The 26,855-nt window shown below is 55.5% G+C and carries 22 protein-coding genes and 1 riboswitch; of the genes, 13 read left to right on the forward strand and 9 right to left on the reverse strand.

Annotated features, from left to right (window positions below; all coding sequences use genetic code 11):
• Window positions 1-27: 27 nt before the first annotated feature.
• Entirely contained in the window at window positions 28-2,220 is a 2,193-nt protein-coding gene (gene priA, locus DK872_RS24215) for a primosomal protein N' (RefSeq protein ID WP_161518921.1), read from the reverse strand.
• Between the two features lie 207 nt (window positions 2,221-2,427).
• On the opposite strand from priA, the gene rpmE reads away from it, so the two are divergent.
• Window positions 2,428-2,640, forward strand: a complete 213-nt coding sequence (gene rpmE / locus DK872_RS24220) for a 50S ribosomal protein L31 (protein ID WP_007369223.1) — start codon at window positions 2,428-2,430, stop codon at window positions 2,638-2,640.
• Between the two features lie 35 nt (window positions 2,641-2,675).
• Window positions 2,676-2,885 (forward strand): hypothetical protein, encoded by a 210-nt coding sequence (locus tag DK872_RS27395; RefSeq protein WP_143091392.1) that lies wholly within the window; start codon window positions 2,676-2,678, stop codon window positions 2,883-2,885.
• A gap of 58 nt (window positions 2,886-2,943) precedes the next feature.
• Here the strand turns inward: DK872_RS27395 and metJ are convergent, their stop codons facing one another.
• The gene (metJ, locus tag DK872_RS24225) at window positions 2,944-3,261 is read right to left on the reverse strand and encodes a met regulon transcriptional regulator MetJ (RefSeq protein ID WP_007369220.1); all 318 of its coding nucleotides are present in this window, start codon (window positions 3,259-3,261) and stop codon (window positions 2,944-2,946) included.
• 263 nt (window positions 3,262-3,524) lie between these two features.
• Here metJ and metB point away from each other — a divergent pair, with 263 nt between their 5' ends.
• The 3 genes from metB (at window position 3,525) to metF (ending at window position 8,216) form a co-directional block, all read left to right on the forward strand.
• Entirely contained in the window at window positions 3,525-4,685 is a 1,161-nt protein-coding gene (gene metB, locus DK872_RS24230) for a cystathionine gamma-synthase (RefSeq protein WP_007369219.1), read from the forward strand.
• 2 nt (window positions 4,686-4,687) lie between these two features.
• The gene (locus tag DK872_RS24235; RefSeq protein WP_007369218.1) at window positions 4,688-7,120 is read left to right on the forward strand and encodes a bifunctional aspartate kinase/homoserine dehydrogenase II; all 2,433 of its coding nucleotides are present in this window, start codon (window positions 4,688-4,690) and stop codon (window positions 7,118-7,120) included.
• Window positions 7,121-7,325: 205 nt separating this feature from the next.
• Window positions 7,326-8,216, forward strand: a complete 891-nt coding sequence (metF, locus tag DK872_RS24240; protein WP_071921768.1) for a methylenetetrahydrofolate reductase — start codon at window positions 7,326-7,328, stop codon at window positions 8,214-8,216.
• A gap of 85 nt (window positions 8,217-8,301) precedes the next feature.
• Here metF and DK872_RS24245 read toward each other — a convergent pair whose 3' ends face one another.
• The 5 genes from DK872_RS24245 to argE all read right to left on the reverse strand — a co-directional run bounded on the left by DK872_RS24245 (window position 8,302) and on the right by argE (window position 15,310).
• A complete protein-coding gene (locus DK872_RS24245; RefSeq protein WP_007369215.1) occupies window positions 8,302-9,405 on the reverse strand; it encodes a glycerol dehydrogenase in 1,104 nt (367 codons plus the stop codon).
• 11 nt (window positions 9,406-9,416) lie between these two features.
• Window positions 9,417-10,079, reverse strand: coding sequence for a fructose-6-phosphate aldolase (gene fsa, locus DK872_RS24250; protein WP_071921769.1), 663 nt, complete (start codon window positions 10,077-10,079; stop codon window positions 9,417-9,419).
• Between the two features lie 217 nt (window positions 10,080-10,296).
• Window positions 10,297-11,148, reverse strand: a complete 852-nt coding sequence (locus DK872_RS24255; RefSeq protein ID WP_007369213.1) for a helix-turn-helix domain-containing protein — start codon at window positions 11,146-11,148, stop codon at window positions 10,297-10,299.
• 94 nt (window positions 11,149-11,242) lie between these two features.
• Window positions 11,243-13,894 (reverse strand): phosphoenolpyruvate carboxylase, encoded by a 2,652-nt coding sequence (ppc, locus tag DK872_RS24260; RefSeq protein ID WP_035889182.1) that lies wholly within the window; start codon window positions 13,892-13,894, stop codon window positions 11,243-11,245.
• Window positions 13,895-14,158: 264 nt separating this feature from the next.
• Window positions 14,159-15,310, reverse strand: coding sequence for an acetylornithine deacetylase (gene argE, locus DK872_RS24265; RefSeq protein WP_035889183.1), 1,152 nt, complete (start codon window positions 15,308-15,310; stop codon window positions 14,159-14,161).
• A 168-nt stretch (window positions 15,311-15,478) separates the two neighbouring features.
• On the opposite strand from argE, the gene argC reads away from it, so the two are divergent.
• The 4 genes from argC to oxyR all read left to right on the forward strand — a co-directional run bounded on the left by argC (window position 15,479) and on the right by oxyR (window position 19,939).
• Window positions 15,479-16,483, forward strand: a complete 1,005-nt coding sequence (gene argC, locus DK872_RS24270; protein WP_007369210.1) for an N-acetyl-gamma-glutamyl-phosphate reductase — start codon at window positions 15,479-15,481, stop codon at window positions 16,481-16,483.
• A 10-nt stretch (window positions 16,484-16,493) separates the two neighbouring features.
• Complete coding sequence (gene argB, locus DK872_RS24275; RefSeq protein ID WP_090398622.1) at window positions 16,494-17,270, forward strand: acetylglutamate kinase; 777 nt, start codon at window positions 16,494-16,496, stop codon at window positions 17,268-17,270.
• A gap of 117 nt (window positions 17,271-17,387) precedes the next feature.
• The gene (gene argH / locus DK872_RS24280; RefSeq protein ID WP_072441531.1) at window positions 17,388-18,761 is read left to right on the forward strand and encodes an argininosuccinate lyase; all 1,374 of its coding nucleotides are present in this window, start codon (window positions 17,388-17,390) and stop codon (window positions 18,759-18,761) included.
• Window positions 18,762-19,021: 260 nt separating this feature from the next.
• Entirely contained in the window at window positions 19,022-19,939 is a 918-nt protein-coding gene (gene oxyR, locus DK872_RS24285; RefSeq protein ID WP_007369207.1) for a DNA-binding transcriptional regulator OxyR, read from the forward strand.
• Here the strand turns inward: oxyR and sthA are convergent.
• Window positions 19,922-21,322 (reverse strand): Si-specific NAD(P)(+) transhydrogenase, encoded by a 1,401-nt coding sequence (gene sthA / locus DK872_RS24290; RefSeq protein WP_035889188.1) that lies wholly within the window; start codon window positions 21,320-21,322, stop codon window positions 19,922-19,924. The genes oxyR and sthA overlap by 18 nt on opposite strands.
• 195 nt (window positions 21,323-21,517) lie before the next feature.
• On the opposite strand from sthA, the gene fabR reads away from it, so the two are divergent.
• Both fabR and DK872_RS24300 read left to right on the forward strand, forming a co-directional pair.
• Complete coding sequence (gene fabR, locus DK872_RS24295; protein ID WP_035889190.1) at window positions 21,518-22,171, forward strand: HTH-type transcriptional repressor FabR; 654 nt, start codon at window positions 21,518-21,520, stop codon at window positions 22,169-22,171.
• Entirely contained in the window at window positions 22,171-22,536 is a 366-nt protein-coding gene (locus tag DK872_RS24300) for a YijD family membrane protein (RefSeq protein WP_007369204.1), read from the forward strand. Before fabR ends, DK872_RS24300 begins: the two co-directional genes overlap by 1 nt.
• A gap of 37 nt (window positions 22,537-22,573) precedes the next feature.
• Here the strand turns inward: DK872_RS24300 and trmA are convergent, their stop codons facing one another.
• Window positions 22,574-23,674, reverse strand: a complete 1,101-nt coding sequence (trmA, locus tag DK872_RS24305; RefSeq protein WP_071921770.1) for a tRNA (uridine(54)-C5)-methyltransferase TrmA — start codon at window positions 23,672-23,674, stop codon at window positions 22,574-22,576.
• A gap of 117 nt (window positions 23,675-23,791) precedes the next feature.
• A riboswitch (cobalamin riboswitch) is annotated at window positions 23,792-23,961 on the forward strand.
• Between the two features lie 64 nt (window positions 23,962-24,025).
• Between trmA and btuB the strand changes: the two genes are divergently transcribed.
• Window positions 24,026-25,876, forward strand: a complete 1,851-nt coding sequence (btuB, locus tag DK872_RS24310) for a TonB-dependent vitamin B12 receptor BtuB (RefSeq protein ID WP_161518922.1) — start codon at window positions 24,026-24,028, stop codon at window positions 25,874-25,876.
• Window positions 25,821-26,672 (forward strand): glutamate racemase, encoded by an 852-nt coding sequence (gene murI / locus DK872_RS24315; protein ID WP_161518923.1) that lies wholly within the window; start codon window positions 25,821-25,823, stop codon window positions 26,670-26,672. The genes btuB and murI overlap by 56 nt, the downstream gene beginning before the upstream one ends.
• The last annotated feature ends 183 nt before the right edge of the window (window positions 26,673-26,855 follow it).

A 26,855-nucleotide genomic window follows, 5' to 3' on the forward strand; every position in this document is an offset into this window, starting at 1 on the left:
TTGAATTTTATGCCGCCGATCGCAACCTCAACTCTCAATGGGATCGACATCCAGCACCCATTTAACCCGCCGTGCATCGGGCAGCGTGTTAATCAATGCCAGCGCGCCGCTGACAATATGTTGTAAGCGAATGCGGGAAGGGTGTTGCAGCAGGATCTGCCAGCGATAGCGTCCGGCGCGCTTCGCTGCCAGCGCCGGAACCGGGCCGAGGATCCACAATTGATTATCCGCCAGCGGGCTGGCTTGCAGTAAGTTTTTCAACTGTTGCAGGAACAGCGGAGCGAACTGATTGTTCTGATCTTCTGCGCGGATCAACACGTGGCTGGTCCACGGCGGCAGTTGCAGCGTTTGCCGTTCGGCCAGCGCCTGTTCTGCAAAGGTGTCATAACCTTTATGCAGCAAAGTTTGCAGCAAAGGATGCTCAGGATGGTGGGTTTGCAGCACCACTTCGCCCTGCTTTCCGGCGCGCCCGGCGCGGCCCGACACCTGGGTATAGAGCTGAGCGAACCGTTCCGCCGCACGGAAATCCGCAGAAAAGAGTGCGCCATCGACATCCAGCAAGGCAACCAACGTCACATCCGGAAAGTGATGGCCTTTCGCCAGCATCTGCGTGCCAATCAGGAGCCGCGCGCCGCCGCGATGAACTTCCGCCAGGTGCTGCTCCAGCGCGCCTTTGCGGCTGGTGGTATCGCGGTCAATGCGCGACACCGGCACGCCAGGGAACAGCGGCGCAAGCGCCTGTTCCAGTTGCTCAGTTCCTAAACCGACGGGCAGCAGGTGCGTGGAACCGCAGGAGGGGCACTGGCGCGGTACCGGGCGCTGGCTATCGCAATGGTGGCAGCGCAAATGCTGCTGCGCCTGGTGAAAGGTGTAGTAGTGATCGCAACGCGGGCACTCTGCTATCCAGCCGCAGTCATGGCACAGCAGTGCCGGAGCGAACCCCCGGCGGTTAAGAAACAGAATTACCTGGTTGCCTGCCTGCAAATGCTGGCGCATGCGGTTGATGAGCGCGGGCGCTAATCCGGCCTGCAACTGCTGGCCTTTCATATCCAGCACATGTTGCGTTGCCGGGCGCGCGCTACCGGCGCGGCGCGTCAGGCGCAGCAGCCGGTATTTTCGCGCCCGCACATTATATAAGGTCTCCAGCGCGGGAGTCGCCGAGCCGAGAATGATGGGGATCTGTTCGCTATGGGCGCGATAGACCGCCAGATCCCGCGCGTGATAGCGCCAGCCTTCCTGCTGTTTATAGGAGCTGTCGTGCTCTTCATCGATAACGATCACGCCGAGGTTTTTAAACGGTGTGAACAGCGATGAGCGCGTGCCGATAACAATTGCCGCCTCGCCGTTTTTCGCTTTTTGCCATGTGGTAAGACGTTCACTGTCGTTCAGGCCTGAATGCAGCACTTCGACCGGCGCGTTAAAGCGCTCGCGAAAACGGGCGATGGTTTGCGGCGTCAGGCCAATCTCCGGCACCATCACCAGTGCCTGTTTCCCCTGCGCCAGCACATTTTCCAGTACGCTTAAATAGACTTCGGTCTTACCGGAACCCGTGACGCCTGCCAGCAGCCAGGCAGAGAATTGATCGGCCGCGCTGTGAATCGCGCCGACGGCAGTGGCCTGCTCTGTGTTCAGCCGCAGCCTGTCGCCGCTGACGGAGAACTGGCTGCGCCAGTCGCTGAACGTCGGCGTTTCGCTGCTCATCTCCGCCAGCCCTTTGGCGCGCAGCGCCTGCAGAGTGACGCTTTTCAGATCCAGCGCTGCCAGCTGGTGTTGCCAGATTTTACCTTTACGCAGAGCTGAAAGGGCCTGCTGCTGCTTTGCCGACTTTACGCGATTAATGTCCGTCGCCTGGCCCTGCTCAGTGGCGAACCAGTAGCCCTGAAACTCTGCGCTGGCAGTTTTTGTCTGGCGTAACAGAACGGGAAGGGCGTTGAACAGCACATCGCCAATCGGATGATGGTAATAGTCAGCTGCCCATAACAACAGACGCCAGACGGCGGGTGAAAACGCGGGCTCGCTGTCGAGCACTTCTTCTACCTGCTTCAGCTCGGTAAGCGGCAGCTCGCTTTTATCGCTGACCGCCACCACAATGCCAACGCGTTGCTGAGTACCGAACGGCACGCGCACGCGACAACCTGCGCGGGCGATCATGTCGTCCGGCAACAGATAATCAAAGGTGCGGGGCAAGGGTACAGACAGCGCAACGTGGGCGACGGGCATCTCATCTTCCTGACTTGAAAACTGGCGGGTTAGTATACACATTGTTGCTACGGACGAGCGGATCAGTTTGCATGTGCTGGTTAATTTCTGTATGATTCGCCGCCTTTAGTGCGGATTTAGCGCGCCAAAGATACACTTATTATTTAACTCGCGTGGTGTCTGGCGTTAGGGCTGGAAGAGCGACGCGGCCTTAAACTGAGGTTTCCCATGAAAAAAGGTATTCACCCGAATTACGTTGCGATTACTGCAACCTGTTCTTGCGGTAATGTGATCAAAACCCACTCCACCGTGGGCCACGACCTGAACCTGGACGTGTGCGGCAAATGCCACCCGTTCTTTACTGGTAAACAACGTGTTGTTGATACCGGTGGTCGTGTTGAGCGTTTCAACAAACGCTTCAGCATCCCGGGCAGCAAATAAGTTGCCAAAGAAAAAAGCGCCGCGAGGCGCTTTTTTTGTCTCTGCCGTTTGCCGGAGGGGGATATTTTTGTGAAATGAATCACGAAAATATTGTTCTGATTAAAAAACGCACATATTCTTTTCGCCATTCCAGTCCTGTGAACAGAGCAAAAAAGAGGCGTGAGATGCTGACGGCAATGAAAAATGTATTTATGTCTTACCTGCTTTCTCTCGCAGAAGTGCACCCGGAAGTGACGCGCTTCTGATTGGGCAGCTGACATAAGCAAAAAGGGCGGAAGATATCTTCCGCCCTTTTGTTTTGAATCAGTATTCCCATGTATCCGGGTCGATGCCCAGTTCACGCATAATCACTTTTGCCTCTTCCGGGATTTCATCACTGCGCTCTTTGCGCAGATCTTCATCGTTCGGCAGAGGCTGACCGGTGAACGCGTGCAGGAATGCCTCGCACAGCAGCTCGCTGTTGGTGGCGTGACGCAGGTTGTTCACCTGACGACGGGTACGTTCATCGGTGAGGATTTTTAACACCTTAAGAGGAATGGAAACCGTAATTTTCTTTACTTGCTCACTCTTCTTGCCGTGCTCAGCGTATGGGCTGATATATTCGCCGCTCCATTCAGCCATGAGATACCTTTAATCCTCTCAGTCATTAGTCTAAACCCGGGCGAGCCCAGGCCGTAATCCCGCGTAGTTTACCGTAGAGTCATCACAGTGACACGGTGTATCGCTCTGCGCGCCCACACTAAAGCATATAATTTTAACGGCTATTGCGCGTTTGCTCAATCTATACGCAAAGAAGTTTAGATGTCCAGATGTATTGACGTCTATCTATTCAATGTTTACTCTGTGGTCAGATTTTTCATCCATTAAGCCAGGAAGCCTTCACCATGACGCGTAAACAGGCCACCATTGCAGTGCGTAGCGGATTGAACGATGACGAGCAGTATGGCTGCGTTGTCCCGCCAATTCACCTCTCCAGTACCTATAATTTCACCGGTTTTAATGAACCCCGCGCACATGACTACTCGCGTCGCGGTAACCCCACGCGCGATGTTGTACAGCGCGCGCTGGCGGAGCTGGAAGGGGGCGCTGGCGCGGTGTTGACCAATACCGGCATGTCGGCGATTCATCTGGTGACCACGGTTTTCCTCAAGCCTGGCGATCTGCTGGTTGCACCGCATGATTGCTACGGCGGCAGCTATCGCCTGTTCGACAGTCTGGCGAAACGCGGTTGCTATCGGGTGAAATTCGTCGATCAGGGCGATGAACAGGCACTGAAAGCGGCGCTGGCGGAAAAACCGAAACTGGTGCTGGTAGAAAGTCCAAGCAACCCATTGTTGCGCGTCGTGGATATTGCGAAAATCTGCCAACTGGCGCGTGAAGCGGGCGCAGTTAGCGTCGTTGATAACACCTTCTTAAGCCCGGCGTTGCAAAATCCGTTGGCGCTGGGTGCCGATCTGGTACTGCACTCCTGCACAAAATACCTCAACGGTCATTCCGATGTGGTGGCGGGCGTGGTGATTGCAAAAGACGCGGAGACTGTCACCGAACTGGCATGGTGGGCGAATAATATTGGCGTCACCGGTAGCGCCTTCGACAGCTATTTGCTGTTGCGCGGGCTGCGCACGTTGTCGCCGCGTATGGAAGTGGCGCAGCGTAACGCACAGGCGATTGTCGATTTCCTGCAAACTCAGCCGCTGGTGAAAAAGCTTTACCACCCGTCTCTGCCGGATAATCAGGGGCATGAGATTGCTGCGCGTCAACAAAAAGGCTTTGGCGCGATGTTAAGTTTTGAACTGGATGGCGGCGAGCAAACGCTGCGTCGTTTCCTGAGCGGTTTGTCACTGTTTACTCTGGCGGAATCATTAGGTGGGGTAGAAAGTTTAATCTCCCACGCCGCCACCATGACGCACGCAGGTATGGCGCCGGAAGCGCGCGCCGCTGCCGGGATCTCGGAAACGTTGTTGCGTATCTCGACCGGTATTGAAGATAGTGAAGATTTAATTGCCGATCTGGAAAATGGCTTCCGGGTCGCAGCTGAGGGGTAAACATGAGTGTGATTGCGCAGGCAGGGACGAAGGCTCGTCAGCTGCACAAATTTGGTGGCAGTAGTCTGGCGGATGTGAAGTGTTACCTCCGCGTTGCAGGGATCATGGCGGAGTATTCACAACCGGGCGACATGATGGTTGTCTCCGCCGCAGGCAGCACCACCAATCAGCTGATCAACTGGCTGAAATTAAGCCAGACTGACAGGCTCTCTGCGCATCAGGTTCAGCAATCCCTGCGTCGTTATCAAAGTGACTTGATTGGCGGGCTGTTGCCCGCCGATGTGGCCGATGGACTGACCAGCGAATTTATCCACGATCTGGAACACCTGGCGGCGCTACTCGACGGCGGCATTACCGACGCGGTTTACGCGGAAGTGGTCGGCCACGGTGAAATCTGGTCGGCGCGCTTGATGGCCGCCGTACTTAATCAGCAAGGCCTTGATGCGGCCTGGCTGGATGCCCGCGATTTTCTGCGTGCCGAGCGTTCGGCGCAGCCGCAGGTGAACGAAGGGGCGTCTTATCCCCTTTTGCAGCAAAAGCTGGCGCAACATCCAGGCAAACGCATTGTTGTCACCGGTTTTATCAGCCGTAATGAGGCGGGTGAAACGGTGCTGCTGGGGCGTAACGGCTCTGACTATTCAGCAACGCAGATTGGCGCGCTGGGCGATGTTTCCCGCGTCACCATCTGGAGCGACGTGGCCGGTGTCTATAGCGCCGACCCGCGCAAAGTGAAAGATGCCTGTCTGCTGCCGCTGCTGCGTCTCGATGAAGCCAGCGAACTGGCGCGTCTTGCCGCTCCGGTACTGCATGCCCGCACGCTGCAACCGGTCTCCGGCAGCAATATCGATCTGCAATTGCGCTGTAGCTATAACCCCGATCAAGGCTCTACGCGGATTGAACGCGTACTGGCATCCGGCACTGGCGCGCGCATCGTGACCAGTCACGATGATGTCTGTTTGATTGAGTTTATCGTTCCGGCCGGGCAGGATTTTAAACTGGCGCAAAAAGAGATCGATCTGCTCCTCAAACGCGCGCAGGCGCGTCCGCTGGCGGTGGGCGCTCATGCCGACCGTAATCTGCTGCAACTCTGCTACACCTCGGAAGTGGTCGACAGCGTCTTTAAACTGCTGGATGAAGCCGGTCTGCCGGGTGAATTACGCCTGCGTCAGGGGCTGGCGCTGGTGGCGATGGTCGGTGCTGGCGTATGCCGTAACCCGTTGCACAGCCACCGTTTCTGGCAGCAACTGAAAGGCCAGCCGGTTGAGTTTATCTGGCAGTCCGACGAAGGTATCAGCCTGGTCGCTGTACTGCGCGTTGGCCCGACCGAGAGCCTGATTCAGGGGCTGCACCAGTCGCTGTTCCGCGCGGAAAAACGAATCGGTCTGATGCTGTTCGGCAAGGGAAATATCGGCTCCCGCTGGCTGGAGTTGTTCTCCCGCGAGCAGAGCGCGCTTTCGGCGCGTACCGGGTTTGAATTTGTGCTGGCCGGCGTGGTGGATAGCCGCCGTAGCCTGCTGAATTACGATGGGCTGGATGCCAGCCGTGCGCTGGCTTTCTTCAATGATGAAGCCGTCGAGCAGGATGAAGAGTCGCTGTTCCTGTGGATGCGCGCTCACCCGTATGACGACCTGGTCGTACTGGATGTGACCGCCAGCGAGCAACTGGCCGGGCAGTATCTGGATTTCGCCAGCCACGGTTTTCATGTGATCAGCGCCAACAAACTGGCCGGGGCGAGCACGACCAATAATTATCGCCAGATCCACGATGCGTTTGAAAAGACGGGTCGTCACTGGCTGTACAACGCTACCGTCGGCGCCGGATTGCCGGTTAACCATACGGTGCGCGATCTGCGCGATAGCGGCGATGCGATTCTGGCGATCAGCGGTATCTTCTCCGGCACCCTCTCCTGGTTGTTCCTGCAATTCGACGGTACTGTGCCGTTTACCGACCTGGTCGATCAGGCGTGGCAGCAGGGGCTGACTGAGCCGGATCCGCGTGTCGATCTCGCCGGTAAAGATGTGATGCGCAAGCTGGTGATCCTCGCCCGTGAAGCCGGTTATGACATCGAACCTGAGCAGGTTCGCGTGGAATCGCTGGTGCCACCGCATTGTGAAGAAGGTTCGGTGGATCACTTTTTCGAAAACGGCGACGAACTGAATGAACAGATGGTACAGCGGCTGGAAGCCGCCAGTGAAATGGGCCTTGTGCTGCGTTATGTTGCGCGTTTCGATGCGAACGGCAAAGCACGTGTAGGCGTGGAAGCGGTCCGTCCGGAGCATCCGCTGGCGGCGGTTCTGCCGGGTGATAACGTCTTCGCCATTGAAAGCCGCTGGTATCGCGATAATCCGCTGGTCATTCGCGGGCCGGGCGCAGGGCGTGATGTCACCGCTGGCGCTATCCAGTCAGATATCAACCGTCTGGCGCAATTGCTGTAATCTTCTCTTCACCCTCTCCCCGGCGGGGAGAGGGCATTACATCCCGCATCATGAACTTTTTTCATCTTCGCTGAACATTCCTCACTCAGAATAATGATTTTCCGGTTGACGGCCTGTGCAAATTCCGTCATTTTTACATCTGGACGTCTAAACGTATAGAAGTTCACAAACAACAGACAATGACATGCGATTGATGAGGTAAGGTATGAGCTTTTTTCACGCCAACCAGCGGGAAGCCCTGAATCAAAGCCTGGCGGAAGTACATGGCCAGATTAATGTTTCCTTTGAATTTTTCCCGCCGCGCACCAGTGAAATGGAACAAACCTTATGGAACTCCATCGATCGCCTGAGCAGCCTGAAGCCAAAATTCGTTTCAGTGACTTACGGCGCGAACTCCGGCGAGCGCGACCGTACTCACAGCATAATCAAAGGCATCAAAGAGCGCACCGGCCTGGAAGCCGTACCGCATCTGACCTGCATTGACGCCACCCGCGATGAACTGCGCGCGATTGCGCGGGATTACTGGAATAACGGCATCCGCCATATCGTGGCGCTGCGCGGGGATTTACCGCCGGGCGGCGGTAAGCCGGATATGTATGCCGCCGATCTGGTGACGCTGTTAAAAGAGGTTGCCGATTTCGATATCTCTGTTGCCGCCTACCCGGAAGTACACCCGGAAGCGAAGAGCGCGCAGGCGGATCTGCTCAACCTGAAGCGCAAAGTGGATGCCGGCGCCAGCCGTGCAATCACCCAGTTCTTTTTTGATGTGGAAAGCTACCTGCGCTTTCGCGATCGCTGCGCGGCGACCGGCATTGATGTGGAGATCGTTCCGGGTATTCTGCCGGTTTCCAACTTCAAGCAGGCGAAAAAATTCGCTGATATGACCAACGTACGTATTCCGGCATGGATGTCGCAAATGTTCGACGGTCTGGATGATGACGCTGAGACCCGCAAGCTGGTGGGAGCAAATATCGCGATGGATATGGTGAAGATTTTGAGCCGCGAAGGGGTGAAGGATTTCCACTTCTACACGCTGAACCGCGCGGAAATGAGCTACGCGATTTGCCACACGCTGGGCGTTCGCCCCGGCGTCTAACCTGAAATAAAAAGCCCGGAACAACCGTTCCGGGCTTTTGCTTTACAGGCCCGGTGGATATTCGCTCTACCGGGTATGTTAACGCTTATTCCCACTCTTCCAGGAAACGCTGTCCGTACTGGTCAGCGACCAGCAGTGCGGCATAGACCTGATCCGGCGTTGCGCCGCCTGGCATGTTGTGGATGGTTTCACCTTCCGCACAGGCTGCTTCGGCAACGATGCGCATCTTCGCCGGAATATCCGTTTTGATATCCAGTTGCGCCAGCGTGATCGGCAGACCAACGTTGTGGCACAGCGCTGCAACCGTTTCGATCTCATCCAGCGGCGCGTTTTCCAGCACCAGTTGCGTCAACGTACCGAACGCCACTTTCTCACCATGATAGTAGTGGTGCGCGTCGGCAAGGGCGGTTAAACCGTTGTGGATGGCATGCGCAGCCGCCAGACCGCCGCTCTCGAAGCCAACGCCGCTCAGATAGGTATTCGCTTCCACCACGCGCTCCAGCGCAGGCGTTACCACATGCTGTTCAGCCGCGAGCATGGCTTTTTCACCCTCTTCCAGCAGCGTGTTGTAGCATAGCTCGGCCAGCGCCAGCGCAGATTGTGTGCTTTGCCCGCCGGCCATGGTTTTTGCGCCGCTGCGTGAGCAGGCGCGGGCTTCAAACCAGGTGGAGAGCGCATCGCCGATCCCCGCAGCCAGCAGCCGCGCCGGTGCGCCGGCAACGATTTTGGTATCGACAATCACGCGGTTTGGGTTGTTGGGAAGTAACAGATAGCGATCGAATTCACCGTTGTCAGTGTAGATAACCGAAAGCGCGCTGCACGGCGCGTCGGTGGAAGCGATTGTTGGCGCAATTGCCACCGGAACGTGCATGAAGTGCGCCAGTGCTTTGGCGGTATCCAGTGTTTTCCCGCCGCCAATACCGAGCACTGCGCCACAGTGAGCGTTTTCCGCAACGCCGCGCAGCCGGTCAATTTCATTTTGTGAACACTCGCCGCCGAATGGCACAACTTCACAGGCCAGCCCGGCATCCGCCAGACTTTTTTGCAGCGTTTCCTGGGCAAAACCAAGCACAAATTTATCGCCCACGACCAGCCAGCGATCGGCCAGCGGTTTGAGATAGTCGCCGAGACGGGTGATGACGTCTGCACCCTGGATGTACTTACCTGGCGACTGGATGATGCGATCCATATATTGCCTCCTTACAGGTTGAGGTTGCCAAAAGCCGTTTTCCAGTCCTGCTCAAACTTCTCTATTGCTGACTCTACTGCGGGCGTATTGAGCATTTGTTGCGCTACATCTAATGGCAGCGTGATTGCTTCACATCCGGCGAGCAGGCAGTCGAGTGCCTGACGCGGCGTTTTGAAGCTGGCGGCCAGCACTTTGCTTTGCGGCGCGTGGAGTTTCAGCAGCGTTTGCAATTCCTGCACCATGCGAATGCCATCGCCGCCCTGGGCATCAACACGGTTGACATAAGGCGCAACATATTTTGCTCCGGCAAGGGCAGCGAGTAAGCCCTGCGCGGCGCTGTAGACAGCGGTGCCGAGGGTGACGATATTCTCTTTTTTCAACTGCTTGATGGCGGCAAGGCCTTCCGCTGTGACCGGGATTTTTACCACAATGCCGGGAAAGGCGCTGTTGAAGCGTCTGGCTTCAGACACCATGCCCTCCGCGTCGCGGCTCATCACCTGCGCAAACAGCGTTCCGTCCGGGCCGATGGCGTTTTGCAGACGCGGCAACACATCCCATATCGGCGTTTTCCCGGCGGCAATAATGCTGGGGTTGGTGGTGACACCCGCGAGCGGATAAATTCGCGCCAGGCGTTCAACTTCCGCCACGTTGGCGGTGTCCAGATAGAGTTCCATCGTGCTTCCTCGTATAACGTTTCTGACCTCAGCATACGAGCGCTTGCCACGCGGTCGCCATATAACAAATCTGCCAAACACTGGACAAATGTAAGCTCCACGGCGAATTGAGATTTGGCTCACAAGTTGCGCTGTATCACGATGAAACGCGGGGTGTCAGGCCTTTTCTGCGCAGCGTGATGCGATTTTTAACGTATAAAAATCCAGTGTCGCAGGCTCAATCCTGTTTTTCGCTGAGATGGCTGTGGTACTGCTGACGGTATTCGGAGGGGGAACGTTCGGTATTTTTACGGAACAGGCGGCAGAAGTAGTTACTGTCTACAAAACCGCAGGTGTGCGCGACTTCTTTGATTTTTAAGTCGTAACCCTTGAGCAGCGTTTTGGCATGCTCCAGCCGGGTGTGATTGAGGTATTCGTTAAAACCGAGACTGCCGGTTTTCTGGAACAGGTGCGAAAGATAATTGGGCGAGATGTAAAACGCCTGCGCCACCGATTCGCGCGTGAGCGGCTTGGCGTAATGTTCGTCGATATAGCTGCGAATGGCTTCGAACAGTGCTTCGCTGCGGGAAGCGGTCTGGATATGGCTACCGAGCAGATCGTGGCAGTGGCTGAGCAGGCTGGTGACAATCAGCCGTGCGGTTTGCTGTTCGCGCGGCTGCATTTGCATTTCATGCAGTGTCTGCAGCAGGAACGAACCCACGCGCGGACCGCGGCGTGCGACATGTTGTTTCGCCAGGTTTTGCAGGGTTTCGCCATTCCACTGATTCACGGTAAAGCTCAGTTGCTGCTTGCCGAACAGTACGCTTAAGGTGCTGGCCGGCGCCTGCCATTGCTGCCAGTTCCAGCCGCCAGCCGGAATATACAGAACGTCATGTTGCGTCATCAACGGTGCTTCCCCGGCGATCCCGACATCCATGAGCGACCCTTCCAGCACAATTTCCAGACGTGGAAAATCGACCTGACAGGCCAGCGCAGGCGCACTACCGGTGACTCCGGCAAAACAGACCTGACGCAGCGGCAGCGGGCCGTTGATCAGGCGGGAGATGAGATGGCTGACGTCGTGGCTCATGCTTTCCCTTCCGTGACAGGCGAAGGAACAACCTTAGCTGGCGACATAAAAAAAGGCCACAGCAAGTGTGGCCTTTTGCGATGCGGGGAGAAAATTAGCCCGTGTTACGCATGCCTGCTGCAACACCCGCAATGGTCACCATCAACGCTTGTTCTACACGCTCGTCCGGCGTTTCACCGGCTTCTTCGGCCAGACGCGAACGGTGCAGCAGCTCGGCCTGCAAGACGTTCAGCGGGTCGGTGTAGATGTTACGTAACTGGATGGATTCGGCGATCCACGGCAGATCGGCCATCAGGTGGGAGTCGTTGGCAATTGCCAGTACCACATTGATATCCGCCTGCAGCAGTTTACGCAACTCGCTGCCCAGCCCCCACAGTTCCGGTTTTACCAGACGCTGATCGTAGTATTCCGCCAGCCACAGGTCGGCTTTGGAGAAGACCATCTCCAGCATGCCAAGGCGGGTTGAGAAGAATGGCCAGTCGCGGCACATTGCTTCCAGTTCGCTCTGTTTACCATCTTCCACTACTTTCTGTAACGCCGCGCCTGCGCCCAGCCAGGCCGGAAGCATCAGGCGGTTCTGCGTCCAGGCGAAGATCCACGGAATAGCACGCAGCGACTCGACGCCGCCGGTCGGACGGCGTTTCGCCGGACGTGAGCCGAGCGGCAGTTTACCCAGTTCCTGCTCCGGTGTTGCCGAACGGAAATAGGGAACAAAGTCTTTGTTTTCGCGCACGTAGCCACGGTACATCTCACAGGAGCTCTCTGACAGTGCGTCCATAATGTGGCGCCACTGTGGTTTAGGTTCCGGCGGCGGCAGCAGGTTCGCTTCCATAATGGCGCTGGTATAAAGCGACAGGCTGCTGATAGTGACTTCCGGCAGACCGTATTTAAAGCGGATCATTTCGCCCTGTTCGGTCACGCGCAGACCGCCTTTCAGGCTACCTGGCGGTTGAGAGAGCAGCGCCGCATGCGCTGGCGCGCCACCGCGACCGATAGAGCCGCCGCGGCCGTGGAACAGCGTCAGTTCGATGCCGGCTTTCTCACAGGTTTTGATCAGCGCATCCTGAGCCTGGTATTGCGCCCAGCTTGCGGCCATTACGCCCGCGTCTTTCGCCGAGTCGGAATAGCCAATCATCACCATCTGTTTGCCCTGGATAAAGCCGCGATACCAGTCGATATTCAGCAACTGGGTCATTACGTCGTCGGCATTGTTGAGGTCATCCAGCGTTTCAAACAGCGGCGCAACTGGCAGGGCAAAGCCGATACCGGCTTCTTTCAGCAGCAGATGAACGGCCAGCACATCGGACGGCGTTTTGGCCATGGAGATCACATAGGCGGCGATGGAACCGCGCGGCGCTTCGGCGATCACCCGGCAGGTGTCCAGCACTTCGCGGGTCTCGTCGCTTGGCTCCCACTGGCGCGGCAGCAGCGGACGTTTGGAATTCAGTTCGCGGATCAGGAATGCCTGTTTGTCCGCTTCCGACCAGCTTTCGTAATCGCCGATGCCGAGATAGCGGGTCAGTTCGCCCAGCGCTTCGGTATGTCGGGTACTCTCCTGACGAATATCGATGCGCACCAGCGGCACGCCGAAACTCTTCACGCGGCGTAATGTATCGAGCAGCTCACCATTGGCGATAATGCTCATACCGCAGGCTTGCAGCGATTTATAACAGGCGTATAGCGGTTCCCACAGTTGCTCATTTTGCGTCAGCAAACCGGCAGGCTTCGGCAGTTTTTGTCCCTTCAGACGCGCTTCCAGCCAGGCCTGGGTCGCCATCAGGTCGGAACGCAATTTTTTCATCAGATAACGGTACGGTTCGCGTGCGCCTTCTGCGCCTGCCAGCTCACGCAGTTCATCGGTGCATTCGACCATCGACAGCTCGGAGATCAGCAACTGAATATCTTTCAGGAACAGATCGGTCGCTTTCCAGCGGCTGAGCAGCAGCACATGGCGAGTGATGTCGGCGGTGACGTTCGGGTTGCCATCGCGGTCGCCGCCCATCCACGAGGTAAAGCGCACCGGTACAAAATCAACCGGCAGCTTGTAATTGAGGTGCTCTTCCAGCTGTTCGTTCAGTTCGCGCAGGTAATTCGGCACGCCTTCCCACAGGCTGTTTTCCACGACCGCGAAACCCCATTTGGCCTCATCAACCGGGCTTGGGCGATTGCGGCGGATTTCGTCGGTATGCCAGGACTGAGCAATCAACTGGCGCAGACGGCGCATTAACTGGTGGCGTTCGTAGTCGGCGATATCGCTGTTATCCAGTTGTTTCAGGCAGTTGTTCACTTCCACCATTTTGTGGATCAGCGTACGGCGGGTGATCTCGGTTGGGTGGGCGGTCAGTACCAGTTCCAGCGACAGCGATTCAACAGCTTTAATGATGGTGGCTTCGTTGAGATTGGGTTGGTCTTTCAGCTTTTTGATAGTGCGGGCAATCACTTCCGGGTTGCTGGCCGCTTCGCCTTTGGCAGAAATGCTGTGGTACTGCTCAGCGGTGTTCGCAAGATTCAGGAACTGGCTGAAAGCGCGCGCCACTGGCAGCAGTTCGTCATTAGACAGATTCTGCAAGGTGGTGAGCAGTTCCTGACGGCTGGCTTCATTACCGGCGCGAGAAGATTTGGACAGCTTACGGATTGTTTCTACCCGGTCGAGAATGTTCTCGCCGAGAGCATCCTTGATGGTATCTCCCAGCAGTTTGCCGAGCATACTGACATTACTACGCAAAGCGGAATATTGTTCGTTCATGTTACCCCAGACACCCCATCTCATTTTATTTTGTTATATCTGCCGTCGCGCAGATATAAGACACCGCCTTTTATAAAGCCACGTAAAACCCACTACGTCAATTGCTGCGAAATCGCTTCAGCAAACGAATAAATGGCGTCAATTTACGAAATTTAATTCGCTTTCTGCCAGATAAGAAATGCTTATGAGATTGTGACATTTGTCACCCTTTCGCGCGCCTAAAAACCCCTTCCGCAGAGGGGTTATTGGCGGGGGAAAGGACGATCAGTGCCAGCAGAAATGACGGACAACCTGGGTAATAAGTTCGCGCGTTGGCTTAATAAAGCGCGTTTCCAGATATTCATCCGGCTGATGAGCCTGATTAATTGAGCCCGGACCGAGCACCAGCGTTGGACACAGCGTCTGAATAAAGGGCGCTTCGGTACAGTAATTCACCACTTCGGTTTCAACGCCGAGCAGTTTTTCCACCACGCTCACCAGTTGGTGATCCGGCGGGCACTCGTAGCCCGGAATGGGCGGATGCAGTTCAGAAATGGTCAGACGGCCCGGCCAGCGGGAACTGACCGGCTCCAGCGCCTCATTCAGCAACCCATTCAGATCGTTCAGCGTCATGCCCGGTAGCGGGCGAATATCCATATGCAGTTCGCAACAGGCGCAAATACGGTTCGCCGCATCACCACCATGAATATGCCCCAGGTTCAGCGTCGGGTACGGTACGGTGAACGCCGCATAGTGATAACGCTCTTTCAGGTTGTCACGCAGTTGCAGAATATGGCCAATGGCATCGTGCATCAGTTCGATAGCGTTGACGCCGCGCGCCGGATCGCTGGAGTGGCCGGACTGTCCGAGGATACGAATCGCGTTGGAGATATGGCCTTTATGCGCGCGCACCGGTTGCAGGGAGGTTGGCTCGCCGATGATGGCGCAATCCGGACGCAGCTGCGTATTTTCGGAAAAATAACGCGCGCCCGCCATGCTGGTCTCTTCATCGGCGGTGGCGAGAATGTAGAGCGGTTTGCTCAGCTTTGTCACATCGACGTCACGCAGCGCATCAAGAATGAAGGCAAAAAAGCCTTTCATGTCGGCGGTGCCGAGGCCGTAGAGTTTGTTGTCATGTTCGGTCAGCGTGAAGGGATCGCGCGTCCAGCGCCCGTCATCAAACGGCACGGTATCGGTGTGGCCGGTCAGCAGCAGGCCGCCCGCGCCCGTTCCGGCACTGGCGAGCATATTGAATTTATTGCGCGTGCCTGGCACCGGCTGCACTTCAACAGTGAAACCGAGATCGCCAAACCATCCTGCCAGCAGATTGATTAAAGACGCATTGCTCTGATCCAGCGCTTCTTCCGTTGCGCTGATTGATGGAGTGGCAATCAGGGCGCGGTAAATCTCGATAAATGGCGGCAAATTCATTTTCATTGTTGACATACCTGAGTTCGTGATAGTATCAATATTCATGCACTAAATGTGAATAAAAATACATTAATGCTGAGCGTAAGGGAACCCAAAAGGCGACTTGCTCAGCAACGTGGGAGGGATGCTGAGTCTTTCCCTGGCACACATGACGTAAGAAGGTAAACCGCCCCAATGTTGAACACATTAATTGTGGGCGCCAGCGGTTACGCCGGCGCAGAGCTAGTGACCTATGTAAATCGCCATCCTCATATGAACATAACCGCTTTGACGGTTTCTGCGCAAAGTAATGATGCAGGAAAGTGTATCTCCGATTTACATCCGCAGTTGAAAGGCATTGTCGATCTCCCGTTGCAGCCGATGTCCGACATCACTGAGTTTCTTGATGGCGTGGACGTCGTTTTCCTGGCGACGGCACATGAAGTGAGCCACGACCTGGCACCGGTTTGCCTGGCTGCAGGCTGTGTGGTGTTCGATCTCTCTGGCGCGTTCCGCGTTAACGATCCCGCGTTCTACGAAAAATTCTATGGCTTCACCCATCAGCACGCCGATTTACTCGCGCAGGCGGTTTACGGGCTGGCGGAGTGGAACCACGATAAACTGAAAGAAGCGCAATTAATTGCCGTGCCGGGTTGCTACCCGACGGCAGCGCAGCTCTCGCTGAAACCGTTGATCGATGCCGGTCTGCTCGATCTGAACCAGTGGCCGGTGATCAACGCGACCAGCGGCGTGAGCGGCGCCGGGCGTAAAGCGGCGCTCTCCAATAGCTTCTGCGAAGTGAGCCTGCAACCTTACGGCATTTTTAACCACCGCCATCAGCCGGAAATTGCCACACATCTTGGCACGGACGTGATTTTTACGCCGCACCTGGCGAGCTTCCCGCGCGGCATTCTGGAAACTATCACCTGCCGCCTGAAGCCTGGCGTTACGCAGGCACAGATCGCCGATCTGTTCAAACAGGTTTACGGTAACAAGCCGCTGGTACGTCTGTATGACAAAGGCGTTCCGGCGCTGAAAAACGTGGTCGGTCTGCCGTTCTGCGATATTGGTTTCGCCGTTCAGGGCGAGCATCTGATTGTGGTCGCCACGGAAGATAACCTGCTGAAAGGCGCGGCGGCACAGGCGATGCAGTGTGCAAATATTCGTTTCGGCTATGCTGAAACCCAGTCACTTATTTAAGACAGGCGTGATGATGAATCCATTAATTATTAAGCTCGGTGGTGTACTGCTGGACAGTGAAGAAGCGCTGGAGCGTCTGTTTACGGCGCTGGTGCAATATCGCGAATCTCATCAGCGCCCGTTAGTCATTGTCCACGGCGGCGGTTGCGTAGTGGATGAGTTAATGAAACAACTTAACCTGCCGGTGAAGAAGAAAAACGGCCTGCGCGTGACGCCTGCCGATCAAATCGACATCATCACCGGCGCGCTGGCGGGTACCGCCAACAAAACGCTGCTTGCGTGGGCGAAGAAACACCATATCGCTTCCGTTGGCCTGTTCCTCGGCGATGGCGACAGCGTCAAGGTAACCCAGTTGGATGAGGAACTGGGCCATGTTGGTCTGGCGCAGCCCGGCTCGCCGAAACTGATTAATGCACTGCTGGAAGGTGGTTTTCTGCCGGTGATTAGCTCTATTGGCGTGACCGACGAAGGCGCGCTGATGAATGTCAACGCGGATCAGGCGGCGACTGCGCTGGCGGCAACGCTCGGCGCGGATCTGATCCTGCTCTCTGACGTGAGCGGTATTCTCGACGGTAAAGGTCAGCGTATTGCGGAAATGACAGCAGCCAAAGCCGAGCAACTGATCGCTCAGGGCATTATTACCGATGGCATGATCGTTAAAGTGAATGCTGCGCTGGATGCGGCGCGCACGCTGGGTCGCCCGGTTGATATCGCCTCCTGGCGTCATGCCGAGCAGTTACCGGCACTGTTTAACGGTACGCCGATCGGCACGCGTATTCTGGCGTAACCAATGTATGTGCCCGATGGCGGCTACGCCTTATCGGGCCTGCGTGAACTGAACCTCCAGGCCGGATAAGCGCAGCGCTATCCGGCAATGAAATTCAAGAAATTAAGGAAGCATATTATGGCACTTTGGGGCGGGCGTTTTACTCAGGCAGCGGATCAACGGTTCAAACAGTTCAACGACTCTTTGCGCTTTGACTATCGCCTGGCAGAGCAGGATATTGTTGGCTCTGTGGCCTGGTCTAAAGCGCTGGTGACGGTTGGCGTACTGACGCAGGCAGAGCAACAGCAGCTGGAAGAGGCGCTGAACAATCTGTTGCAGGAAGTGCAGGCCGATCCGCAGCAGATCCTGCAAAGCGATGCGGAAGATATTCACAGTTGGGTAGAAGGCAAGCTGATCGATAAAGTCGGCCAACTGGGTAAAAAACTGCATACCGGGCGTAGCCGTAATGACCAGGTCGCCACCGATCTGAAATTGTGGTGTAAAGACACCATCAGCGAATTGCTACTGGCGAACCGTCAGTTGCAGAGCGCGTTGGTGGTAACTGCAGAGAATAATCAGGATGCTGTAATGCCAGGTTATACGCACCTGCAACGTGCGCAGCCGGTGACATTTGCCCACTGGGCGCTGGCCTACGTTGAGATGCTGGCGCGTGATGAGAGCCGTCTGCAGGATTCGCTGAAACGCCTCGATGTCAGCCCGCTTGGTTGCGGCGCACTGGCGGGTACGGCTTATGAAATCGATCGCGAGCAACTGGCTGGCTGGCTGGGTTTTGCCTCGGCAACCCGCAACAGCCTGGATAGCGTCTCCGATCGTGATCATGTTCTGGAACTGCTCTCTGATGCTTCTATCGGCATGGTGCATTTATCGCGTTTTGCCGAAGATCTGATCTTCTTCAACTCTGGCGAAGCGGGTTTTGTTGAGCTGTCTGATCGGGTGACATCCGGTTCTTCACTGATGCCGCAAAAGAAAAACCCGGATGCGCTGGAGCTGATCCGTGGTAAATGCGGCCGCGTGCAGGGCGCGCTGACCGGCATGATGATGACGCTGAAAGGGCTGCCGCTGGCCTACAACAAAGATATGCAGGAAGATAAAGAAGGGCTGTTCGATGCGCTTGATACCTGGCTCGACTGCCTGCATATGGCGGCGCTGGTGCTGGACGGTATTCAGGTGAAACGTCCGCGCTGCCAGGAAGCGGCGCAGCAGGGTTATGCAAACGCCACCGAACTGGCCGATTACCTTGTCGCTAAAGGCGTGCCGTTCCGTGAAGCGCACCATATTGTTGGTGAAGCCGTGGTGGAAGCGATTCGCCAGGCGAAGCCGCTGGAAGCGCTGACGCTTGCCGATCTGCAAAAATTCAGTACGGTGATTGGCGACGATGTTTATCCTGTGCTGTCGCTGCAATCCTGCCTGGATAAACGTGCGGCGAAAGGCGGCGTATCGCCGGTTCAGGTGGCGCAGGCTATCGCCGATGCGAAAGCGCGTCTGGTGTAACCGGCAAGAAAACGCAATACCGGGCCTGGCTCTTCGCCGGGCTTTTTTACGCAAAAAAAAGCGGACACTCAGGTCCGCTAAACGTTCACGTTGGCTTTAGTTGTTCAGAGAGAAACAAAGGGTTAATAGTCTCATCACGGGGTAAGTGAGGCTCCGCTTCGCTTCTGTTGCTTATTATTCAACAGAATGCTTGATAGGGATAATCGTTCGTTGCTATGCTATCTATCGCCATGAACTATCGTGGCGACGGAGGATGAATAATGAATATTCGTGATCTTGAATACCTGGTGGCGTTAGCCGAACACCGCCATTTTCGCCGGGCAGCCGACTCCTGCCACGTCAGCCAGCCAACGCTGAGCGGGCAGATTCGTAAGCTGGAAGATGAACTGGGCGTGATGTTGCTGGAACGTACCAGCCGCAAAGTGCTGTTCACCCAGGCGGGTTTGTTGCTGGTGGATCAGGCGCGCACGGTGTTGCGCGAGGTCAAAGTGCTGAAGGAAATGGCAAGCCAGCAGGGGGAAACCATGTCCGGCCCGCTGCATATCGGCTTGATCCCAACCGTTGGGCCTTATCTGTTGCCGCATATTATTCCACTTCTGCATCAAACGTTCCCGAAACTGGAAATGTATCTGCATGAAGCGCAGACGCATCAGTTGCTGGCGCAACTGGACAGCGGCAAGCTCGACTGCGCGATTCTGGCGCTGGTGAAAGAGAGCGAAGCCTTTATTGAAGTGCCGCTGTTTGACGAACCGATGCTGCTGGCGATTTATGAAGATCATCCGTGGGCGAATCGCGACTGCGTGCCGATGGCCGATTTGGCGGGTGAAAAGCTGCTGATGCTGGAAGATGGCCACTGCCTACGCGATCAGGCGATGGGTTTCTGCTTTGAAGCCGGGGCAGACGAAGATACGCACTTCCGCGCTACCAGCCTGGAAACGCTGCGCAATATGGTGGCGGCAGGGAGTGGCATCACATTGCTGCCCGCGCTGGCTGTGCCGCGTGAGCGTAAACGTGATGGCGTGGTTTACCTGCCGTGCATTAAGCCGGAACCGAAACGTACTGTCGGCCTGGTTTATCGCCCGGGGTCACCGCTGCGCAGCCGCTATGAGCAGCTGGCAGAGGCCATCCGCGGTGCAATGGATGGCCATTTCGATAACACGTTAAAACAGGCGGTTTAAACCGTTTAGCGCGGCAACCCGATAGGCTTCCGCCATTGTCGGGTAGTTGAAGGTGGTGTTAACGAAGTACTCGATCGTGTTACCGCCACCTTTCTGCTCCATAATCGCCTGGCCGATATGAATAATTTCGGCCGCGCGCTCGCCAAAGCAGTGGATCCCCAAAATTTCTTTCGTTTCGCGGTGGAACAAGATCTTCAGGGTTCCGACATTCATGCCGACAATTTGCGCCCGCGCCAGGTGTTTAAACTGCGCGCGACCCACTTCGTACGGCACTTTCATTGCGGTCAGCTGTTGCTCGGTTTTGCCGACAGAACTGATTTCCGGAATGGTGTAGATGCCGGTCGGGATATCTTCAATCAGGTGCGCTGTCGCTTCGCCTTTAATCATCGCCTGCGCGGCGATACGCCCTTGATCGTAAGCCGCTGACGCCAGGCTTGGGTAGCCAATCACATCGCCCACCGCATAAACGTGCGGCAGCGCGGTCTGGTACATGCTGTTGACCTTCAGCTGCCCGCGACCATCGGCTTCCAGACCAATGTTACTCAGCTGCAGGCTGTCGGTATTACCGGTACGGCCGTTAGCATAGAGCAGACAATCGGCTTTCAGTTTCTTGCCCGATTTGAGGTGCATGATAACGCCGTCTTCCAGCGGTTCGATACGCTCATACTCTTCGTTGTGACGGATAACGACACCGCTGTTCCAGAAGTGGTACGAGAGCGAATCCGACATCTCCTGATCGAGAAACGCCAGCAGACGATCGCGAGTGTTAATCAGGTCGACTTTGACGTTCATTCCCCGGAAGATCGATGCATATTCGCAGCCGATCACCCCGGCGCCATAGATAATGACATGGCGGGGTTCATGGTGCATATCGAGGATTGAATCGCTGTCGTAGACACGCGGATGGGTAAAATCCACATCGGCCGGATGGTAGGGGCGCGAGCCGCAGGCGATAACAAACTTCTCTGCGGTGATCGTTTCTACCGTGCCGTCGTGGCACTCCAGCGCCAGCGTGTGGTCATCAATAAAGTGGGCGTTGCCTTCAAGAATTTCGCAACGGTTACGCTCATAAAAGCCCTGACGCATGCGGGTTTGCTGATTAATCACGCTCTCTGCGTGGTTCAGAATATCAGCAAAAGAGGAGCGGAGGAGGCGGCTATGGTCGCTGTAGAGAGGGTTTTGGTTGAATTCGATAATGCGGCTAACGGCATGGCGCAACGCTTTCGAGGGGATGGTTCCCCAGTGCGTACAGCCGCCGCCGACGTTATGGTAACGCTCAACAACCGCGACCCGTGCTCCTTGTTTAACCAGACCCATAGCTGCGCCTTCGCCGCCTGGGCCGGAGCCTATTACAATTGCATCATAATCGTAGGAATGTGGCATGGTAAGGCTTACCTGTTCTTATACATAAAAACAACAGAATACTAACATTAAAGCCACGATATCCCAATTATCGTTGTGCTTTTTTCATGCAAAAAAGAAGAAACGCCGTGTAAATAATCGGTCACAATCCAGTACGATCAGATCGGATTTTTCTCTGGTATATTGCCAGAAAGCCCCAGGAAGGATTCAAACATAGTGATGGGTGTAAGAGCGCAACAAAAAGAGAGAACCCGGCGTTCGCTGGTGGAAGCGGCATTTAGCCAACTGAGCGCCGAGCGAAGTTTTGCCAGCCTGAGCCTGCGGGAAGTTGCCCGCGAGGCGGGTATCGCACCGACGTCTTTTTACCGGCATTTTCGTGATGTTGATGAGCTCGGTCTGACCATGGTGGACGAAAGCGGGTTGATGCTGCGCCAGTTGATGCGCCAGGCGCGCCAGCGTATTGCCAAAGGCGGCAGCGTAATCCGCACCTCGGTTTCCACCTTTATGGAATTTATTGGCAACAATCCCAACGCATTTCAGCTACTGCTGCGTGAGCGTTCCGGGACGTCAGCCGCTTTCCGCGCGGCGGTCGCGCGCGAAATTCAGCACTTTATCGCGGAACTTGCTGACTATCTCGAACTCGAAAACCATATGCCGCGCGCCTTTACCGAGGCGCAAGCCGAGGCGATGGTAACGATCGTTTTCAACGCCGGCGCAGAGGCGCTGGATGTGAGTGCCGAACAACGTCGGCAGTTAGAAGAGCGGCTGGTACTACAGTTGCGGATGATTTCAAAAGGCGCCTATTACTGGTATCGCCGCGAGCAGGAAAAACTGGCGCATCAACCGACGAGTGAAGCAAAGGATGAGTAATGAAACAGTCAGGTCAAGATAAAGGTACGTTGCTGCTGGCGCTGGTTGCTGGCTTATCGATTAACGGCGCATTTTCCGCTGTGTTCAGTTCCGTGGTTCCCTTTTCTCTGTTTCCGGTTATCTCGCTGGTGCTGACGGTCTATTGCCTGCATCAGCGTTACCAGAATCGCACCATGCCAGTTGGCCTGCCGGGCCTTGCCGCCGCCTGCTTTATTCTCGGTGTGCTTCTGTACAGTACGGTCGTTCGCGCTGAATACCCGGTGATCGGCTCCAACTTCCTGCCGGCCGTGCTGTCGGTGGTGCTGGTCTTCTGGATTGGTTTCCGCCTGCGCAGTCGTAGCCGCAAACACGAAGCATCGGAGTGATTTTTCCCTCTCCTTTATGGGAGAGGGATGAGAGATTTTACTTTCTGGTCAACAGAACGCCGCACTCCATGTGGTGCGTGTAAGGGAACTGATCAAACAATGCCAGACGCGAAACGTCATGCGTCTGGCTTAATGTTTCGAGGTTTTTGCACAACGTTTCCGGGTTGCAGGAGATGTACAGAATGCGCGGATAGGCCTGCACCATTTTTTCGGTTTCCGCATCCAGCCCGCTGCGGGGCGGATCGACGAAGATCGTTTCGCACTGGTAGCTTTTCAGATCGATCCCCTGCAAACGGTTAAAGGCGCGTACGCCGTTCATCGCCTGAGTGAACTCCTCCGCAGACATACGAATGATTTGTACATTATCAATATGGTTGGCGGCGATGTTGTATTGCGCAGCGGCGACAGAAGGCTTGGCGATTTCTGTGGCCAGCACGCGGTTGAAATTGCGCGCCAGCGCCAGTGAGAAGTTGCCGTTACCGCAATACAGTTCAAGCAAATCGCCGCTGGCGTCGCGGGTGACATCCTGCGCCCATTCCAGCATCTGAATATTCATTGCCGCGTTAGGCTGGGTAAAACTGTTTTCCACCTGGCGGTAGATCATTTCTCTGCCACCGACCGGCAGGCGTTCATCGACATAATCCTGATCGAGCTCGATTTTGGTTTTTGTGGCGCGGCCAATCAGTTGCACATTCAGGTTTTGCGCCCGCAGCGCATCACGCAACTGGGTGGCGGCTTCATGCCACTCGTTATCCAGCTTTTTGTGATACAGCAGCGTCACAATCGCCTGATTGCTCATGGTGCTCAGGTAGTCAATCTGAAACAGCTTATGGCGCAGCGTGTGGTTGCCGCGCACGGCATCAATCATCACCTTCATTAACACGTTAATCAGTTCGCTGGCCGCCGGGAAGCTGTCGACGCGGATACGCGATTTTGTCTGCTGATCGAAGATGATGTGGTAGAGATCGTCCCCGTCATGCCAAATCCGGAACTCGGCGCGCATGCGGTAATGGCTGACCGGCGAGCGGAACACCTCCGGAAGCGGCGCGGAAAATGGCGTCATCAGCGATTGCAGACGCACGACTTTTTCGGCCAGTTGAGCTTCGTATTGTTCTGTCGGCAGGTGTTCGGGGGTCATGATGCTTCCTGAGAGATTAAGAATAACGCGGCGATTGTAGGGATTGCTCACCGGATGTCCAGTGCTGGATGTTTTTGAAATACTCACTTAGCAGTCTGGACATCCATATGTAACCGAATGTAGCATCCGTGTTCCGGTCCTGTGAGTTAAAAGGGAACCCAGTGTAAATCTGGGGCTGACGCGCAGCGGTAAGGATTAAGGTGAGACAGCAGACACTGCCAGTGGTGGGAAGTCCTGTCTTGTTGTACCTCCAAGCCCGAAGACCTGCCGGAATACGTCGCATCTGGTAACATCATCGCGTGCTATTGATGGAACCTGCGGCATCCTTTTTATTTTGTGGATGCTCTCACAATGATTAAAAAAGCTTCGCTGCTGACGGCGCTCTCCGTCACGGCATTTTCCGGCTGGGCGCAGGATAGCAGCTCAGACAATTTGGTGGTGACAGCAAATCGTTTTCAACAATCGGCTAAAACCGTGCTGGCGCCGACCGAGGTGGTCACGCGCGAGGATATCGATCGCTGGCAATCCCGTTCACTCATTGATGTGCTACGCCGTTTACCGGGCGTGGATATCGCGCAAAACGGTGGGCTGGGACAAACAGCGTCCGTTTATGTTCGCGGTACGGAAGCAAAACATCTGCTGCTGCTGATTGATGGCGTACCGGTGGCGCGTTCAGGGATTTCGAACGATCCCGAACTCAATCAAATCCCGCTCTCGTTGGTGCAGCGCGTTGAGTATATTCGCGGGCCGCGCTCTGCAGTTTATGGCTCCGGCGCGATTGGCGGCGTGGTCAACGTCATTACGATGACGGATAGCGAGAAATCCCAGGTCAACGCCAGCATGGGCTCGAAAGGTTATCAAACCTATGACGGCACTTGGCGCCAGCGTTTTGGCGATACGATGGTGACCGCGGCAGGTTCTTATACCAGTACGCGCGGATTCAACGTGCAGCCGGATTCGACATGGGATCATGATGAAGATCGTGATGGCTACCGCAATAAAACGTTCTGGGGCAGCTTACAGCATAAGTTCGATGACCATTTTGATGGTTTCTTCCGTGGCTACAACTTCAGTAATAATGTGGATTACGATTTGGGCAGCGAGCCGTATTCGCCAGATTACAGCGCCGATGAGCGCCAGTTGTATGTTCAGGGCTGGGATACCGGGCTGAATTTCAACCAGGGGATCTACTCATCGCAGCTGCTGGCCAGCTATCAAAAAAGCAAAGACTACAACTACAGCAGCATCTATGGCCGTTATAACGATGGCACTACGCTGGATGATATGGAGCAGCGTTACATTCAGTGGGGTAACAATATTGCGGTGGGTAAAGGCTCGCTGGGCGCAGGTGTCGACTGGAAGCAGGAACGTCTGGTTTCATCTAATCAAAGCACGAGCGACAGCTACGATCGCGATAATACCGGCTTCTACCTGAACGGCATGCAGCAGTTTGGCGATGTTACGCTGGAGGCTTCCGGGCGCGAAGATAAAGATGATGCGTTCGGCTGGCACGGTACCTGGCAAACGGCTGCTGGCTGGGAGTTTGTGGAAAACTACCGCCTGACGCTCTCCTACGGCACGAGTTTCCTGGCACCTTCACTTGGCCAGCAGTACGGCGCGAAGCGCTTTGGCATTGCTTCCAATCCGGATCTGAAACCGGAAGAGTCAAAACAGTGGGAAGCGGGTGTGGAAGGATTAACCGGCCCGGTTGACTGGCGTTTGTCCGCGTACCGTTATGAGATCGATAATCTGATCACCTATAGCGATACGGCTTACTACAACATTAACGCTGCAACCATTAAAGGCGTTGAGTGGACAGGAAGCGTCGATACCGGCATCTTCTCGCATCGTGTAACCTTGCAGTACATCGATCCGCGTGATGACGAAACGAACGAAGTGCTGCCGCGCCGCTCAAAACGCCAGGCCAAGTACCAGCTCGACTGGTCCATTTTCAATGTAGATATGGATCTGGCGTGGGAATACTTCGGTAAACGCTATGACAATCGCACGTCAACTTATAACCCTGAGCAACGTGTTTTGCCGAGTTATAGTACGGTTGATCTATCTGCCTCATATCCAGTGACATCTCATCTTACAGTTCGTGGTAAAATAGCTAACTTGTTCGATAAAGAGTACGAGACAGCTTATGGCTACCAAACTGCAGGACGGGAATACACCTTGTCTGGCAGCTACACCTTCTGACGCGCGTCCCACCGTCCTGGTGTTTGACTCCGGCGTCGGTGGGTTATCCGTCTATGATGAGATTCGGCATCTCCTGCCGGATCTCCATTACATCTACGCTTTCGACAATGTCGCTTTCCCCTACGGTGAGAAAAGCGAAGAGTTTATCGTTGAACGTGTTGTCGAGATTGTTACCGCTGTTCAGGTGCAATACCCCCTCTCACTGGCTGTTATCGCCTGTAATACCGCAAGCACCGTCTCTCTTCCCGCGTTACGTGACAAATTCACCTTTCCTGTTGTTGGCGTTGTCCCCGCCATCAAACCGGCTGCACGCTTAACGGCAAACGGGATTGTGGGTCTACTGGCAACGCGCGGCACAGTGAAACGCCCTTATACGCATGAACTGATTTCGCGTTTTGCGAATGAGTGTCGTATTGAGATGCTGGGGTCGGCGGAGCTGGTTGTTCTGGCTGAGGCGAAACTGCACGGTAAGGAAGTGCCGCTTGAAGAGCTACGTCAGATCTTGCGTCCCTGGTTACGCATGAAAGAGCCTCCGGATACCGTAGTCCTGGGTTGTACGCACTTTCCGCTGCTGCAGGATGAACTGTTGCAGGTGCTGCCAGAGGGCACTCGGCTGGTGGATTCCGGTGCAGCTATTGCGCGCCGTACCGCCTGGTTGCTGGAGCATGAAGCGCCGGATGCAAAATCCGCTGGCGATAATATTGCGTACTGTATGGCGCTAACGCCTGAAACTGCGCAGTTATTGCCCGTTTTGCAGCGCTATGGCTTTAAAACGCTCGAAAAACTGGCACTTTAGGGCGTCTTTGAACAAAAAAGAGACGGTTGAAAACTTTTTTTAAATTAGGGGTTGTCAGCCGGAATTATCTCCCTATAATGCGCCTCCACTGACACGGCACAACGGTATACACACCGGCCTGTCAGGTGAAGAAATCTGAAAATAATCAGTTGACTTCACAGCGGGAAAGCGTAATATGCACAC

This window comes from Kosakonia sp. MH5, assembly GCF_009935945.1.
Taxonomy (GTDB): Bacteria; Pseudomonadota; Gammaproteobacteria; order Enterobacterales; family Enterobacteriaceae; genus Kosakonia; species Kosakonia radicincitans.